A 15,869-nucleotide genomic window follows, 5' to 3' on the forward strand; every position below is an offset into this window, starting at 1 on the left:
GACATCATGCTCAGCTTCGTCGGCAAGCGCCTCGCGACAGGCGTCGGCCTCATCGTCACCCTCGCGGTGCTCACCTTCTTCTTCCTCCAGCTCGGCAACAGCGACACCGCGCAGCGGATCGCCGGCCAGCAGGCCGGACCCGAGGCGGTCGCGGTCGTGGAGGAGCGGCTCGGCCTCGACCGGCCCGCGATCGTCCAGTTCCTCGACTGGGCCGGCTCGGCGCTCACCGGCGACCTCGGCCGCTCGTGGTTCAGCGGCCAGGAGGTCACCGAGGCCGTCACCACCCGCATGTCCGTGACCGTGACGCTCGCCGTCGGGTCGGTGCTCCTCACCGCCGTCATCGGCATCACGCTCGGCGCGCTCGCGGCCACCCGCCGCGGCTGGCTCGACCGCGCGGTCCAGATCCTGGCCGTCATCGGCCAGGCGATCCCCGGCTTCCTGCTCGCGATGGCCCTCGTCCTGGTCTTCGCGATCGAGCTCGACTGGTTCCCGGCGACGGGCTATACGCGCTTCTCGGAGTCGCCCTCCGAGTGGCTCCTCTCGATCGCGCTGCCCGTGATCGCGCTGACCCTCGGCTCGATCGGCGGCGTCGCGCAGCAGGTGCGCGGGGCGATGATCGACGCGTTCGAGCGCGACTACGTCCGCACGCTGCGCAGCCGCGGGCTCCCGCGCCGCAGCGTCGTCTACCAGCACGTCCTGCGCAACGCCGCCGGGCCCGCCCTCACCGTGCTGGGCCTCCAGTTCGTCATCCTGCTCGGCGGTGCCGTCATCGTCGAGCAGCTGTTCTCCATCCCCGGCCTCGGCCCGCTGGCGCTGTCGAGCACGTCCCAGGGCGACATCCCCGTCGTCATGGGCATCGTCGTCGTCACCGGCGTCATCGTCGTCGTCGTCAACACCCTGGTCGATGTCATCCAGGCCTGGGTCAACCCGAAGGTGCGTGTCTCATGAGCACCCCGACCACCACCGCATCGTCCGCCACCGGCGCCCCTCGCCGCGGCGTCCTCCGTCGCCTGCTCGTCCACCCGCTCGGCGGCGTCTCGATGATCGTCCTCGCCGTGATCGTGGTCGTCGGCGTGATCGCGCCGTGGATCGCGCCGCACGACCCGACCGAGACGAGCCTCAGCATGATCTTCGCGGAGCCGGGCGGGGAGTACCTCCTCGGCGGCGACTCGGCTGGGCGCGACATCTGGTCGCGGCTGCTCATCGCGACCGCGTTCTCGCTCGCGGGCGGCCTGCTCGTCATGGCCGTCGCCTCCCTCGTGGGGGTCACGGCCGGCCTCATCGCCGGCTACTACGGCGGGTTCGTCGACGCGGTGGGCGCGTGGTTCACCGCGCTGACCATGTCGCTGCCGTCGATCATCGTGCTGATCGCCGCGCGCGCCGTGATCGGCCCCTCGATGTGGTGGACCATGGCGATCTTCGGCATCTTCATCTCGCCCGTCTACTACCGCGTCGTCTACAACTCGGTTCGCGCCGTCCGGGGCGAGCTCTACGTGGACGCGGCCCGCACCTCGGGTCTCGGCGACGGCCGCATCATCGGCCGCCACGTGCTGCTCGCGGTCCGCGCCCCCGTGATCCTGCTGATGTCGGGCGTGATCGCCGCCGGCATCGGCATGCAGGCCGGCTTCGACTTCCTCGGCCTGGGCGACCCCACGATCCCGACGTGGGGGCAGATGCTCAACGAGGGCTTCTACAACATCACCCGCTCCGCGACCCTCGTGCTGTGGCCCGCGCTCGCGCTCGGCCTCACCACCGTGGCGCTCACGCTGCTCGGCACCGCGCTGCGCGACGAGCTCGAGGGCACGTCGGAGCGTCGCCGGTCGCGCAAGGCGCCGGCGTGGTCGCTCGACGAGGACGTCCCCGCGGTGGTCGACCACGGCGGCGAGGACGCCTCGGAGCCGCTCCTCGCGGTCCGCGACCTCGCGGTCGCCTACCAGGCGGGCGACGGCTACGCCACGGTGGTCAAGGGCGGTCGTCTGACCGTGCGCCGCGGCGAGACCCACGGCCTCATCGGCGAGTCGGGCTCGGGCAAGACGCAGACAGCGTTCTCGGTGCTCGGCCTGCTGCCCAAGGGCGGCAAGGTGATGGCCGGCTCGATCGTGTTCGACGGCCAGGAGCTCACCGGGCTGAGCGACGCGCAGATGAACCGCCTCCGCGGCACCCGCATCGCCTACGTGCCCCAGGAGCCCATGTCGAACCTCGACCCGTCGTTCACGGTGGGCCACCAGCTCACGGAGCCGCTCGTGAAGGCCGCGGGGCTGTCGCGCAAGGAGGCGAAGGAGCGCGCGCTGGCGCTGCTCGCCCGGGTGGGCATCCCCGACCCCGAGCGCGCGTTCGGCTCGTACCCGCACCAGCTCTCGGGCGGCATGGCGCAGCGCGTGCTCATCGCGGGCGCGGTCGCGTCCCACCCCGACCTGCTCATCGCCGACGAGCCCACCACCGCGCTCGACGTCACGGTGCAGGCCGAGGTCCTCGACCTGCTCCGGGACCTCCAGGAGGAGCTCGGGATGGCGATCCTCATCGTCACCCACAACTTCGGCGTCGTGGCCGACATCTGCGACCGCGTCTCCGTCATGCAGAAGGGGGTCATGGTCGAGACGGGCGCCACCGCGGACGTGTTCGACGACCCCCGCCACCCCTACACCCGCGCGCTGTTCGAGGCGATCCCGAAGGGGGCGCCGCGCGCGCCCCTCGCGGGCGTCACGAGCGCCGGCCTGCTCGGGACGGGGGCCCTGAAGTGAAGGACACCACCATGACCGACTCCCTGCTCACCGTCGACGGGCTCCAGGTCGAGTACCCCGGCCGCGGGTTCCGCGCGCAGCCGTTCCGCGCCGTCAAGGGCGTGAGCTTCGACATCAGGCCCGGCGAGACCGTGGGCCTCGTGGGCGAGTCGGGCTCGGGCAAGACCACCATCGGGCGTGCGATCCTCGGCCTCGCGCCGGTGTCGGCCGGCACGGTGACGTTCAACGGCGAGGACATCTCGCACCCCACGAAGCAGCGCCGCCGCGAGCTCACGCGCGACATCCAGGTCGTCTACCAGGACCCCTACTCGTCGCTCAACCCGTCGCTCACGATCGGCGACTCCCTCACCGAGCCGATGATCGTCCGCAAGACCCCCAAGCGGGAGGCGCAGGCGCGCGTGCGCGAGCTCCTCGACATGGTCAGGCTGCCCTCCGACGCCGCGGACCGCATGCCGCGCGAGTTCTCGGGCGGCCAGCGCCAGCGCGTGGCGATCGCGCGGGCCCTCGCGCTCGACCCGACGCTCATCATCTGCGACGAGCCGGTCTCCGCGCTCGACCTGTCCACCCAGGCCCGCGTGCTCGAGCTGTTCCTGGAGATCCAGGAGCGCACGGGCGTCGCCTACCTGTTCATCTCCCACGACCTCGCGGTCGTGCGCGAGATGTCCCACCGCGTGGCCGTGCTGCTGCACGGCGAGCTCGTCGAGTGGGGCGACGGCGACACCGTCACCTCGCAGCCGGAGCACCCGTACACGCAGCGGCTGCTGCTCGCGTCGCCGGTCCCGGACCCGGTCGCGCAGGAGCAGCGGCGGGCCGACCGGCTGCGCCTCAAGCAGCTCCACGCCGACCAGGACCTCCAGGCCGGCGCGGCCTGAGCGCGACGCACCCGACCGATCCACCCGCCGCACCGTCGCGGCCCGAAGGAGAAGCATGACCGCCTCGACCCCCGCATCGTTCCTCTGGGGCGTCGCCACCGCCGGCCACCAGACCGACGGCGACGACACCACGTCGGACACCTCGTTCCTCGAGCTCACGCAGCCGAGCGTGTTCGCCGAACCCTCGGGGAGCGCCTGCCGCAGCTGGGAGCTGTGGGAGAGGGACCTCGACCTCGCCGTGGACATGGGCCTCAACGCGTACCGCTTCTCCGTGGAGTGGTGCCGCGTCGAGCCCGAGGAGGGGAGCGTCGACGAGACCGCGCTCGCGCACTACGAGGACGTCATCGACGGCTGCCTCGCCCGCGGGCTCGCGCCGATCGTGACCTTCAGCCACTTCACCGCGCCTCACTGGTTCGCGTGCCGCGGCTCGTGGCTCGCGGACGATGCGGCGGAGCGCTTCGCGCGCTTCTGCACCCTGGTGATGGAGCGCATCGGCGACCGGATCGCGCTCGCCGTGACCCTCAACGAGCCCAACCTGCAGCGCCAGCTCGCGGGCGGGTTCCTGCCGCCGCAGGTGTGGGAGGCGCACCGCGCGAACCTCCACGCCGCCTCGGCGGCCGCGGGCGTGGAGCGGTACCGGGCGGGCAACGTCCAGGTGCTCGAGGAGCTGGACGTGTTCGAGGAAGGCTTCGAGCGCGCCCACGTCGCGGCGCGGGCCGCGATCAAGGCCGTGCGCCCCGACCTGCCGGTGGGGCTGTCGCTCGCCGTCGCCGACGACGTCGCCGCCCCCGGCGGCGAGGCCGAGCGCGACCGCGTGCGCGAGGAGTGCTACGGCCGCTGGGTCCGCCTGTGCGCGGACGACGACTTCATCGGCGTGCAGAACTACGAGCGCATCGTCCACGGTCCCGACGGCCGCGCGGGGGCGGAGGGCGGGCACACCCCGCCGGAGCCGGACTCGCTCGGGGGCGCGGTCCGCTACATCCACGAGGCGTCCGGCGCGCCCATCCTCGTGAGCGAGCACGGCATCAACACGCAGGACGATGCGGAGCGGTGCGCCTTCCTGCCGGCGGCCCTCGCGAGTCTCGACCGCGCGATCGCGGACGGCGTGCCGGTGCTCGGCTACTGCCACTGGACGCTGCTCGACAACTACGAGTGGATCTTCGCGTACGGGCCCAGGTTCGGGCTGCACGAGGTGGACCGCGACACCTTCGCGCGCACCCCCAAGCCCTCCGCGGGCGTGTACGCCGCCGAGATCCGCCGCCGCACCCCGGTGGCGACCGGGGCGGGCCGATGACCTTGGCCCCGCCGGTCGCCGCCTCGGCGGCGCTGTTCGACCTCGACGGCGTGATCGTCGACACCGCCGTCCACCACTTCGCCGCCTGGAGGGAGACCGCCGCGGAGCTGGGCTTCTCCCTCGCGGACGAGGACGAGGAGCGGCTCAAGGGCGTGGGTCGCATGGGCGCGCTGCGCATCGTCCTCGAGATCGGCGGCGTCGAGGTGGACGGGGCCACGGCCGCGCGCCTCGCCGACGAGAAGAACGCCCGCTACGTCGCCGCGATCGCGTCGATCACGCCGGCGGACATGCTCCCCGGCGCGCGTGAGGTCCTCGAGGACCTGCGCGCCCGCGGCGTGCGTACGGCGCTGGGCTCGGCCAGCCGCAACGCCCCGCTCATCTTGGAGCGCCTGGGCATCACGGGCCTGTTCGACGCGATCGTCGACGGGTCGGTGGTGACGGAGGCGAAGCCCCACCCGCGGGTCTTCCTCGCCGGCGCCGAGGCGCTCGGCGTCGACCCCGACGCGTGCCTCGTCTTCGAGGACGCCATCGCCGGCGTCCAGGCGGCCAAGGCGGCCGGCATGACGGCCGTCGGCATCGGCGACCCCGCCGTGCTGGCCGAGGCCGATGCCGTCATCCCTGGGCTCCACGCCGTCGACGCGCTCTCCGCGCGCGGCATCACCTTCGCGGGTACGCTCGCGGCACGTCTCGAGGAGGAGACCATGACCACGACCGCGACGGGCGACGGCGTGCGGCTCGATGCCGCACCCTTCCACCTGGACGATGCGGCGCAGGCCTGGGTGCGGGACACCCTCGCCGGCCTCACGCTCGAGCAGAAGCTGGGCCAGCTGTTCTTCCTCATGGCCAACGCCCCCGAGCAGGTCGACGCGGAGATCGCCCTCGCCGAGCCCGGTGGCTGGATGCGCCGCCCCGCGCCGGTCGACGAGGCCGTGAGCCTCAACCGCCACATCCAGGCCGCCTCCTCGATCCCGGCGCTCATCGCGGGCAACCTCGAGAACGGCGCCGACGGCGCGAGCTTCATGGCGACGCAGGTCGGGACCCCGCTCCAGGCCGCCGCGACGGGCGACGACTCGTGCGCGTACCGGATGGGCCAGGTCGCCGCCGTCGAGGGCCGCGCGCTCGGCGTGACCTGGGACTTCGCGCCGATCGTCGACATCCAGTCCAACGTCCGCAACCCCATCGTCCTCAACCGCGGCTTCGGCTCGGACGCCGACCGCGTGCGCCGCATGGGCGTGGAGTTCGTGCGCGGGCTGCAGGACCACGGCATGGCGGCCTCGGTCAAGCACTGGCCCGGCGACGGCGTCGACGACCGCGACCAGCACCTGCTGACGTCGGTCAACACGTTGAGCGTGGAGGAGTGGGAGTCCACCTTCGGCGAGGCGTACCGCGCGTCGATCGAGGCGGGCGCGCTGTCGGTCATGGCGGCGCACATCGCGCTGCCGGCGTACTCGCGCGCGCTGCGCCCGGGCATCGCGGACGAGGACATCCTGCCCGCGTCGCTCGCCCCCGAGCTCACGACCGAGCTGCTGCGCGAGCGGATGGGCTTCAACGGCGTGGTCATCACCGACGCCTCGCTCATGGGTGGGCTCCTCATGCGGATGCCGCGCCGCGAGCTGGTCCCCGCGACGGTGGCCGCCGGCTGCGACATGTTCCTGTTCACCCCGGACTACGCCGAGGATCTCGCGCACATGCGCGCCGGCGTCGAGTCGGGCGTCATCAGCGCCGCACGGCTCGACGAGGCGGTGACCCGCGTGCTCGCCCTCAAGGCCGCTCTCGGCCTGCACCGCGCATCGTCCCCGGAGGAGCTGGTGCCGGGGCTCGACGGGATCGACACCGGGACCCACCGCGCGTGGGCCCGCGCGCAGGCCGAGGCCGCGGTCACGCTCGTCAAGGACAAGGAGGCGGGGCTCCTTCCGCTGTCGCCGGAGCGGACGCCCCGCGTGCTCGTGTACTCGCTGCGCGGCTTCTTGTCCGGCACCGGTCCCGCGGAGTCGTTCTGCGAGGCGCTGCGCTCGCGCGGCTTCGCGGCGACGCTGTTCGAGGACGGCCCGCCCGGGTCGACGATGTTCAAGCGCGTGGGCGTGGACGGCGGCGTCAACGGCGCGGACCTGCTCGACCACTACGACGCGGTGATCTACCTGGTCGACATCCAGCCGCGCTCCAACGTCACGAGCGCCCGGATCGAGTGGGCGCCGTTCACCGCGGGCAACCTGCCGCGCCACGTCACCGAGATCCCGACGCTGGTGGTGTCGCTCGGCAGCCCGTTCCACCTCCAGGACGTGCCGTTCATCCGCACCTACGTCAACGCCTACGCGAACAACCCGGAGACGGTCGAGGCGGTCGCGGCCGCGCTCTCCGGCGAGATCGCCTTCCGCGGCGAGAGCCCGGTCGACGCGTTCGCGGGGTACGAGGACGCGCGCTGGTGACCGGCGCGGGGGAGCCGGGCGGCGACCGGGTGCGCGTGGTCGTCACCACGGACCCGGAGCTCGACGACCTCAACTCGATGCTGCGGCTGGTGCTCTACAGCAACGAGATCGAGCTGGTCGGGCTCGTCTACAGCTCCAGCATGTTCCACTGGGCCGGCGACCCGGCGCGGGGCGTCGCGCCGTTCCGGTGGCCCCCCGCCGGAGCGCGGGGCCACATCGATCAGGCCATCGACGCCTACGCGCGCGTCCACGACGCGCTGCGGGTGCACGATGCGCGCTACCCGGCGCCGGGCGCCCTGCGGGCGCTCGTGCGCGAGGGCAACGTCGCGACCGAGGGCGACACCCGCGACGCGACGCCCGGATCGGACCTCATCGCGGACCTGTTGACCGACGACGAGCCCGGCACCCTGGTGCTGCAGGCCTGGGGCGGGCTCAACACGATCGCCCGCGCGCTCATGTCGGTCGAGGAGCGCCACGCCGGCACCCCGGGCTGGGAGGCGCTCCGTACCCGCATCATGGCGCGCACCGTCCTCACCAGCTGGGGGGAGCAGGACTCGACGTTCGCGGACTACATCCGACCGCGCTGGCCCGAGCTGGAGCTGCGCCAGGTCGCGACCGTCGTGTGGGGCTACGGCGCGCGTCAGGTGACGCCGCCCGCGACGCACCGCTTCTACTCCTCCGCGTGGACGCGGGAGCACGTGTCCCGGGTCGGCCCGATCGGGGCGGCGTACCGCGTCTGGGGCGACGGCCTCCAGATGGCGGACGGCTTCGACAAGGAGGACTACTTCGGCCTGCGCGGCGTCGGTCGCGAGGAGCTCGAGGCGCGCGGCTACCAGGTGTTCTTCCCGGTGGAGGAGCCAGGCGCGTTCATCTCGGAGGGCGACTCCTCCAACTTCGCGCTGCACGTCGCCAACGGCCTGAGGAGCTGGGAGCACCCGACGTGGGGCGGCTGGGGCGGACGGCAGGTGCCCGATGCCGACGACCCGCACCGGTGGGGCTCCGACGGGTTCAGCATGGACTTCTCGATGCCGCCGGTCGACTGGGGGGACGCCGCGCGCTGGGTCCCCGCCTTCCAGAACGACTTCGCGGCGCGCCTCCGGTGGAGCGTCACGGACGCGTACGCGGACGCGAACCACGCCCCGCGCATCGAGGTCACGACGGGGCTCGACGTCACGGCCGCCGCAGGCGAGCGCGTGGTGATCCGCTGGCGGGTCGAGGACCCGGACGGGGACGCCGTCTCCGTGGAGGCATGGGAGTACCGCGAGGCCGGCACGTGCCCCTCGGCGGCGACGCTCGCGCGCGGCGACGATGCGGAGGTCACCGTGCACGTCCCGGCCGACGCGGCGCCGGGACAGACTGTCCACGTGATCCTCGAGGCGACCGACCGGGGTGAGCCGCCGCTCACCGCGTACGCCCGCATCGTCCTCACGATCGCCGACGAGACGGAGGGCTGAACCGGTGACCATGCCGATCCTGCCGGGCTTCCACCCGGACCCGTCGATCTGCCGCGCGGGCGACGCGTACTACGTCGCGACGTCGTCGTTCGAGTACGTACCGGGCGTGCCGATCCACCGGTCGACCGACCTGGTGACCTGGGAGCTCGTCGGGCACGCGATCGCGGACGCGGACGTCGTCGCGGCGCCGTCGGGAGCCGCCGGGGCCAGCTCGGGCATCTTCGCCCCCACGCTGCGCCACCGTGACGGCCGGTTCTGGCTCGCGACCACGTCGATCCGCCGCATCGGCGAGGGGCAGCTGATCACCCACGCCCCGGACCCGGCCGGGCCATGGTCGGCGCCGGCCTTCGTGCCGGGCACGATCGGGATCGACCCCGACCTCGCGTGGGACGACGACGGCACGTGCCTGCTCACGTGGCGCGGCTTCGGCCCTCCCGGCATCCACCAGGTGCCGATCGACCCGGAGTCCGGCGCGCGCCTCGGCGAGGAGACCGTGATCTGGGAGGGGACCGGGCTCGCGGATACCGAGGGCCCGCACCTGTACCGCCGCGGCGGCTGGTGGTACCTCATGGTCGCCGAGGGAGGCACGCACCTCGGTCACGGCGTCTCCGTCGCCCGGTCGCGCAGCCCGCGCGGGCCCTTCGAGGCGCACCCCGGCAACCCGATCCTCAGCCACCGCAGCACCGAGCATCCGGTCCAGGCGGTCGGCCACGCGGACATGGTCGAGCGGGCCGACGGCACCTGGGCGATGGTGCACCTCGGCATCCGGCAGGCGGGCTCGCACCCGCGCTTCCACGTGCTCGGCCGCGAGACCTTCGTGGCCGGCGTCGACTGGGTCGACGACTGGCCCGCCGTCGTCGAGGACCGTTCCGACCTGCCCGCGCGGGACCGTGCGTGGGCGGACGCCTTCGACGCCCCCGCGCTCGATGCCCGGTGGGTCGCCCCGTCGGCGGACCCCGCATCGTTCGCCCGGGTCGGGGACGGGCTCGTGCTGGACGAGGGGCGCGCCGCCGCGGAGCCGGAGCAGGGCCGCGTGCTGTGCGCGCGCATCGTCGACTGCGGCTGGGACGCGAGCGTCGCGGTCGTCGACGGCGACGCGTGCCTGTCCGTGCGGATCGACGCGTCCCACTGGTACGGCGTCGAGCTGGTGGGCGGGACCGCCCGGGCCCGCGCGGTCAGCGCCCCCTTCGACCAGGTGCTCGGGGAGGCGCCCGCGGCGGCGGGGGACCGGCTCGCGATCCGCGTCCGCCCGTCCGAGCCGGCGCTGGGCGAGAGCGCCGGGCCCGATGCCGTGGGGCTGGGTGTCGAGCGCGACGGCGCCTTCGTCGCGCTCGCCGAGCTCGACGGGCGCCACCTGTCGACGGAGGTGGCCGGCGGGTTCACCGGGCGCATGCTCGGGGTCGAGGCGCTCGGCGGTCCCGCGCGCGTCTCCGAGGCCCGATACCTCCCGGGGCTTGCCTGACGCGCCCCCGCTAGGCTGAGCCCCATGCGCATCCTGGTGACGGTGAAGTTCGTCCCCGACCTGCAGTCGCAGCGCTCCTTCACCGAGGGGGCCGTGACGCGTACCGGGGACGACGGCACGATGAACGAGCTCGACGAGAACGCGGTCGAGGCCGCCCTGCAGCTCAAGGAGGCCGCCGGCGAGGGCGAGGTCTACGCCCTCACCGTGGGCGGGGACGATGCGGTGGCGGCGGTCCGCAAGGCCCTCCAGCTGGGCGTCGACCACGCCGTCCACGTCTCCGACGCGGCCGTCGCGGGCTCGGACGTCTTCGGCACCGCGAAGGTGATCGCCGCGGCGGTCGAGAAGATCAACGACGAGGCCCCGCTCGACCTCGTCATCACCGGCATGGCCGCGCTCGACGGCCTCACGTCGATGCTCCCGACCGCGCTCGCGGCGGAGCTCGACTGGGCTCAGCTCACGCTCGCCTCGGGGCTCACGGTCGACGGCAGCACCGCCACCATCGTGCGGCACCTGCCCGACGCGCACGAGACCGTGTCCGCGTCGCTGCCGGCGGTCGTGTCGGTCACCGACGAGGCCAACAAGCCGCGCTACCCCAACTTCAAGCTGATCATGGCGGCCCGCTCCAAGCCGGTGACCACGTGGACGCTGGCGGACCTCGGCATCGCGCCGGAGTCGGTGGGCGCGGGCGCCGCGCGCACCGTCGTCGTCGACGCCTCGCCGCGTCCCCCGAAGGAGGACCGCACCGTCGTCACCGACACGGGGGAGGGCGGCGTCGCCCTCGCCGACTTCCTCATCGAGAGGGGGCTCGCATGAGCACCGTCGCCGTCCTGGTCGAGGCCCGCGAGGGCGTCGTCACGCAGCCCACCTTCGAGGCGCTCACGCTCGCGCGCACGCTCGGCACGCCCGTGGCGGTGTGGATCGGCGAGGAGCCTGCGGCCGCGGAGGCCGCGAGCCTCGGCGTGTACGGCGCCGAGGAGGTGCGCGTGGTCGCCGTCGGCGACGAGGCCCGCCTGCCGGCCAAGGCCGCCGCCGCGCTCGCCGATGCCACCGGCGACGCCGCCGTGGTGCTGATGATCTCGAACTTCGTCAACAAGGAGGTCGCGACGCGGCTCGCGCTCGCGACCGGCGCCGGCGTCGTGGTCGACGCGGCCGGCGCGGAGCTGGTCGACGGCCACGTCGAGACGATGCAGACCGTGTTCGCCGCCACCTGGAACGTCCGGACCAGGATCGCAACGGACAAGGCGATCGTGGGGATCCGCCCCAACACGACGCAGGCCGTGCCGGCGGAGACGCCGGGCGCCGCGATCGTGGTCGGGGTCGCCGAGAACCTGCCCGAGGCGCGCGAGACCGTCGTGGCGCTCGAGCCCGTCCCCGCGCCCGAGGGCGTGCCGCTGGCCGAGGCGCCCGTCGTGGTCTCCGGCGGCCGCGGCACCAACGGCGACTACACGCTCGTGCGCGAGCTCGCGGAGCTGCTCGGCGGCGCCGTCGGCGCGTCGCGCGACGCCACCGACGAGGGCTGGATCTCGCACGAGCACATGGTGGGACAGACCGGCACCACGGTGACCCCCGCGCTGTACGTGGCGTGCGGCATCTCGGGCGCGGTGCACCACCGCGGCGGCATGCAGGCCTCGGGCACGATCGTCGCGGTCAACATCGACCCCGACGCGCCGATCTTCGAGATCGCGGACTTCGGCGTCGTGGGGGACCTCGGCGACGTGATCCCGCAGGCGATCGCGCGCATCAAGGAGGTCCGCGGGGCCTGAGGGCCCCGCGGCACGTCCGCGCCGTCTCAGCCGAGCATCGAGGCGCGCTCGGCGACCAGGCCCGGCCTGCCCTCGGGCACGACCGTCGCCCCGTCGAGCGAGTAGCGCTGCGCGAAGACGAGCGAGCGCTGCTGGCCGCGCTCCTGCGCGACGACCATGATGGCGCGCTCGTCGCCGTCCTTTCCGGTCAGGAGCCCGTCCCAGCAGATCGCGACGCGCTCCGCGGAGCTCGCGCCCGCGCCCTCGCGCGCCGCCTTCACCATGGTGTCCAGCGCCGCGCCCGAGAACTGCTTGATGGTGCGCTCGCCGGTGCCGGTCTCCTCGACGAGCGCGGGCGACAGGCCCTCCGGCCGGCCCATCGACCGGACGCCGTGCTCGAGCACGGCGAACACGAGCTTGTGGAGCGACTCGCCCCCCGGGATGCCCGCCATCGTTCAGTCCTCCCTGTCGATGCTGAGGGAGAGATCCTCCCACCGGTCCACCTCGGCGCCCAGGCGCTCGAGCTTCGCGCGTGTCTGGGTGACCGCATGCCGGCCGCAGATCAGGTGCATCGGCGGCTCGGGCTCGTCGGCCAGCCGCAGCATCGCCTCGGCCGCCGCCGCGGGGGAGCCCGGCTGGTTGCCCGGCAGTGCGTGAATCCGGTCCCAGAACGGCTGCATGACCTCCGCGTAGTCGGGGAGGATCTCCTCGTTCTTGGCGCCGCTCGGGATCCACAGCGTGCGGATCGGGCCCGGCTCGAGCAGCGTGACGCGGATTCCCAGGTGGCGCACCTCGGCGGCGAGAGCCTCCATGAAGCCGGACACCGCGAACTTCGAGGCGCAGTAGTAGCCGAGGCCCGCGGAACCCCGCACGCCGGCGATCGAGGACACCGTGAAGATGCGGCCCGAGCGGCGCTCGCGCATGTGGGGCAGCAGCGCCGTGGTGACCTTGGCGGCGCCCCAGAAGTTCGCGTCCATCACCTCCTGCGCGTCCTCGGGGTCGGACTCCTCGATCGTGGAGAAGTAGCCGATGCCGGCGTTGTTGACCAGCACGTCGACGTGGCCGAAGCGCGCCACGGCGGCCTCGCAGGCCGCCTCGATCGCCGCATCGTCCCTCACCTCGAGCGGGAGGGCGAGGACGGTGTCGGGGAAGCGTGCGGCGAGGTCGTCGAGCGTCTCGGGGCGGCGCGCGGTCGCGACGACGCGGTGGCCCGCCTCCGCCGCCCTCTCCGCCGTCGCGCGGCCGATGCCGGTCGAGCATCCGGTGATGAACCAGGTGGCCATGGGGGCTCCTTCGCTAGCCGTGGGTCTCCGGCCACGCTAGCGCGCGCGGGTCCCGGCTACGGCGCGACCACGGTCCCGTCGTCGGTCTCGATCCAGACGGTGTCGCCGGAGCCGGGCGCCGCGTCCCAGGAGCCCAGGATGGTCAGCAGGACGTAGAGGAACATCCCGGCGAAGGCGAGCACGAGGACGATCCGGGCGATGGTGAGCACCGCCCCGACCACGCGGACCGCCGACACGACGGGGAGCTCGTCGCCCGCGGTGCCCGTGCCGCGGTGGCGCAGGAACGCGAAGGGCTGGGCGACGCCGGCGGCGAGCGTCGCATCGTCCATCGCCTGCTGGTGGTGGATGCGCGCCATCTCCTCGTGCTGGAGCCGCGCCTGCTCGGCCATGCGGTCGTTGTAGCTGTCGTCCATCGCGCGCCCCTCTGCCGTTGCGCACACGCTAGCGGCGCGGGGGCCGGCGGGGAAGGAGGTCTTCCTAGACTGGCGGCATGTACCTCGACCACGCGGCCACGACGCCGCTGCGGGCGTCCGCGCGGGAGGCGTGGCTCGCAGCGGCGGAGCAGGTCGGCAACCCGTCGTCCCTGCACGCGGCCGGGCGGCGCGCCCGCGCGATCGTCGAGGACGCGCGCGAGCGCATCGCCGCCGCGCTCGGCGCCGACGCCGCCGAGGTGATCCTCACGTCCGGCGGGACGGAGGCGGACAACCTCGCGATCAAGGGGCTGCACTGGGGACGCGCCGCGGAGGACCCGTCACGCCGCGACCTCGTGATCTCCGCGGTCGAGCACCACGCGGTGCTCGACCCCGCGCGGTGGCTCGCGGAGCGCGGCGACGCGGACCTGGTCGAGCTGCCCATCGACCCCGCGGGCCGGGTGGACGCCGCCGCGCTCGCGGGCGCCGTGGGCGCCACCACCTCGCTCGTGTCGGTCATGTGGGCGAACAACGAGGTCGGCACCGTCCAGCCCGTCGCGGACGTGGTCGCGGCCGCCCGGGCCCACGGCGTCCCCGTGCACGCGGACGCGGTCCAGGCCGCGCCGTACCTCGACGTGCATCTCCATCGCTCCGGGCTCGACGCGCTCACCGTGTCGGCGCACAAGGTAGGCGGACCGGTCGGCGTGGGCGCGCTGCTCGCGCGCCGCGGGCTGCCGCTCGTGCCGGTCGCGCACGGCGGAGGGCAGCAGCGGTCGGTCCGCTCGGGCACGCTCGACGCGCCCGGCGCCGCCGCCTTCGCGGCCGCGCTGGACGATGCGGTGGCCGAGCGCGACGCCGAGCGCGCCCGCCTCGAGCGGCTCCGCGCCCGCCTGGTCGAGGGCCTGCGGGCACACGTGCCCGAGGCGACCGTGTCCGGGCCGTCGGATCCGGCGCATCGTCTCCCGGGCATCGTCCACCTGGTCGTCCCCGGCGCCCGGGCCGAGTCGGTGCTGTTTCTCCTCGACGCGGCCGGCATCGCCGCGAGCTCCGGCTCCGCGTGCACCGCGGGGGTGGTGCAGTCGAGCCACGTCGCGATGGCGATGGGCTGGTCCGCGGACGATGCGGCGTGCACCGTGAGGCTCAGCCTGGGGAGGACGTCGACCGACGAGGACGTCGCGGCGGTCCTGGCGGCGTTGCCCGACGCCGTCGCGCGGGCGCGGGCGGCGTCGGGGCGCTGACGCCCCGCGCCGATGCGCCTCTCCACACAGATTCTGCGTCTCTCCGCCCGGCACCAGGGCGGACATGCGGGAGCTGCAGCGGATCGGCCCGATCCGGCCACGCTTGTGTGGACAGGTGCGCGGCTGGGGCGGGCGACCGGGGCGACTAGCGCAGGACGATGCGCAGGCGGTCCGAGCGGTACGACCGGACGTGGAACGTCCGCGCGACCCCGCCCGCGTCGACGTTGACGCCGCTGCGGCGCAGCACCGGGGCGCCGACCTCGATATCGAGCAGGTTGGCCACGCGGCGCGGCGCGGGCACGGCGTCGAAGGCGCGCCAGCCGGAGCGCAGCGGGGCTCCCACGATCGCGTCGAAGTGCTCGGGCATCCACGGCCCCGTGAGGCGCGCGCGGACCTCCTCGGCATCCATCGGGGTGACGAGGCTGTAGACGGTGCGCATCACCGGCGCGTCCCCGAGATGTGCGAGGGTCTCGAGCTCGATGCCCTCGTCGAGGCCGAGCTCGGCGCGCGCCTCGCCGCGCAGCGGCGCACGCCTGACCTCGAGCACGGACTCGCGGAACGTCCTCATGGCCTCGTCGGCGGCGTCGCCCGTGGGGCGCCCGGCGGCGTCGAGGTCGATGCGCAACGGGGGGGCGGTCACGAACGTGCCGGCTCCCTGGCGTGCCACCACCCGGCCGGTGCGGCGCAGCGAGGCGATCGCCTCGCGCACCGTGAGCCGGTTGACACCGAAGCGGGCGGCCAGCTCGGGCTCGGCGGGCAGCCGCTCGCCGGCGGCCCACACCCCCGCGTCGAGGTCGTCGAGCAGCTGCTCCTCGACCTGGACATGGAGGGGCGTCGCGAGGGACCGGTCGATCGTCATAGGGCCAGGTTAGGGCGCGGATCGAGAATTCATCTAGACGACATGTGCGTTCACCTGGACGTCACCGCGGATTCACCGCCGGTTGAGG

At 73.9% G+C, this 15,869-nt stretch carries 14 protein-coding genes; 10 read left to right on the forward strand and 4 right to left on the reverse strand.

What is annotated here, in order from left to right; genetic code table 11:
* Positions 1-6 precede the first annotated feature (6 nt).
* Genes AOM02_RS06225 through AOM02_RS06265 form a run of 9 tightly spaced genes read left to right on the forward strand, consistent with a single transcriptional unit; the run spans position 7 to position 12,012 of the window.
* Positions 7-948 (forward strand): ABC transporter permease, encoded by a 942-nt coding sequence (locus AOM02_RS06225; protein ID WP_062297810.1) that lies wholly within the window; start codon positions 7-9, stop codon positions 946-948.
* Positions 945-2,741 carry a dipeptide/oligopeptide/nickel ABC transporter permease/ATP-binding protein gene (locus AOM02_RS06230; protein ID WP_062297812.1) on the forward strand — a complete coding sequence of 599 codons (1,797 nt, stop codon included), beginning with the start codon at positions 945-947 and terminating at the stop codon, positions 2,739-2,741. The genes AOM02_RS06225 and AOM02_RS06230 overlap by 4 nt, the downstream gene beginning before the upstream one ends.
* A gap of 11 nt (positions 2,742-2,752) precedes the next feature.
* A complete protein-coding gene (locus AOM02_RS06235) occupies positions 2,753-3,613 on the forward strand; it encodes an ATP-binding cassette domain-containing protein (protein ID WP_062298141.1) in 861 nt (286 codons plus the stop codon).
* A gap of 55 nt (positions 3,614-3,668) precedes the next feature.
* Positions 3,669-4,907: a family 1 glycosylhydrolase gene (locus AOM02_RS06240; RefSeq protein ID WP_062297814.1), complete on the forward strand. Its 1,239-nt coding sequence runs from the start codon at positions 3,669-3,671 to the stop codon at positions 4,905-4,907.
* Complete coding sequence (gene pgmB, locus AOM02_RS06245) at positions 4,904-7,333, forward strand: beta-phosphoglucomutase (protein ID WP_082104921.1); 2,430 nt, start codon at positions 4,904-4,906, stop codon at positions 7,331-7,333. The genes AOM02_RS06240 and pgmB overlap by 4 nt, the downstream gene beginning before the upstream one ends.
* The gene (locus tag AOM02_RS06250) at positions 7,330-8,787 is read left to right on the forward strand and encodes a nucleoside hydrolase-like domain-containing protein (protein ID WP_062297818.1); all 1,458 of its coding nucleotides are present in this window, start codon (positions 7,330-7,332) and stop codon (positions 8,785-8,787) included. Before pgmB ends, AOM02_RS06250 begins: the two co-directional genes overlap by 4 nt.
* 10 nt (positions 8,788-8,797) lie before the next feature.
* Positions 8,798-10,249, forward strand: coding sequence for a glycoside hydrolase family 43 protein (locus AOM02_RS06255; RefSeq protein ID WP_156156130.1), 1,452 nt, complete (start codon positions 8,798-8,800; stop codon positions 10,247-10,249).
* A gap of 24 nt (positions 10,250-10,273) precedes the next feature.
* Positions 10,274-11,062: an electron transfer flavoprotein subunit beta/FixA family protein gene (locus AOM02_RS06260; protein ID WP_062297823.1), complete on the forward strand. Its 789-nt coding sequence runs from the start codon at positions 10,274-10,276 to the stop codon at positions 11,060-11,062.
* Entirely contained in the window at positions 11,059-12,012 is a 954-nt protein-coding gene (locus tag AOM02_RS06265; protein ID WP_062297827.1) for an electron transfer flavoprotein subunit alpha/FixB family protein, read from the forward strand. The genes AOM02_RS06260 and AOM02_RS06265 overlap by 4 nt, the downstream gene beginning before the upstream one ends.
* 26 nt (positions 12,013-12,038) lie before the next feature.
* Here AOM02_RS06265 and AOM02_RS06270 read toward each other — a convergent pair whose 3' ends face one another.
* From AOM02_RS06270 to AOM02_RS06280, 3 genes are read right to left on the reverse strand one after another with little or no spacing between them, the layout of a single operon-like run.
* Positions 12,039-12,443 (reverse strand): hypothetical protein, encoded by a 405-nt coding sequence (locus AOM02_RS06270; RefSeq protein WP_062297829.1) that lies wholly within the window; start codon positions 12,441-12,443, stop codon positions 12,039-12,041.
* A gap of 3 nt (positions 12,444-12,446) precedes the next feature.
* The gene (locus AOM02_RS06275) at positions 12,447-13,274 is read right to left on the reverse strand and encodes an oxidoreductase (RefSeq protein ID WP_062297832.1); all 828 of its coding nucleotides are present in this window, start codon (positions 13,272-13,274) and stop codon (positions 12,447-12,449) included.
* A gap of 56 nt (positions 13,275-13,330) precedes the next feature.
* Positions 13,331-13,687 carry a hypothetical protein gene (locus AOM02_RS06280; protein ID WP_062297834.1) on the reverse strand — a complete coding sequence of 119 codons (357 nt, stop codon included), beginning with the start codon at positions 13,685-13,687 and terminating at the stop codon, positions 13,331-13,333.
* Positions 13,688-13,764: 77 nt separating this feature from the next.
* On the opposite strand from AOM02_RS06280, the gene AOM02_RS06285 reads away from it, so the two are divergent.
* Positions 13,765-14,922, forward strand: a complete 1,158-nt coding sequence (locus AOM02_RS06285; RefSeq protein ID WP_062297837.1) for a cysteine desulfurase family protein — start codon at positions 13,765-13,767, stop codon at positions 14,920-14,922.
* A gap of 145 nt (positions 14,923-15,067) precedes the next feature.
* On the opposite strand, the gene AOM02_RS06290 is transcribed toward AOM02_RS06285, so the two are convergent.
* The gene (locus AOM02_RS06290) at positions 15,068-15,781 is read right to left on the reverse strand and encodes a GntR family transcriptional regulator (protein ID WP_062297840.1); all 714 of its coding nucleotides are present in this window, start codon (positions 15,779-15,781) and stop codon (positions 15,068-15,070) included.
* Positions 15,782-15,869: the final 88 nt, after the last annotated feature.

It is taken from the genome of Demequina maris, from assembly GCF_000971155.1.
In the GTDB taxonomy this organism is placed as follows: Bacteria; Actinomycetota; Actinomycetes; order Actinomycetales; family Demequinaceae; genus Demequina; species Demequina maris.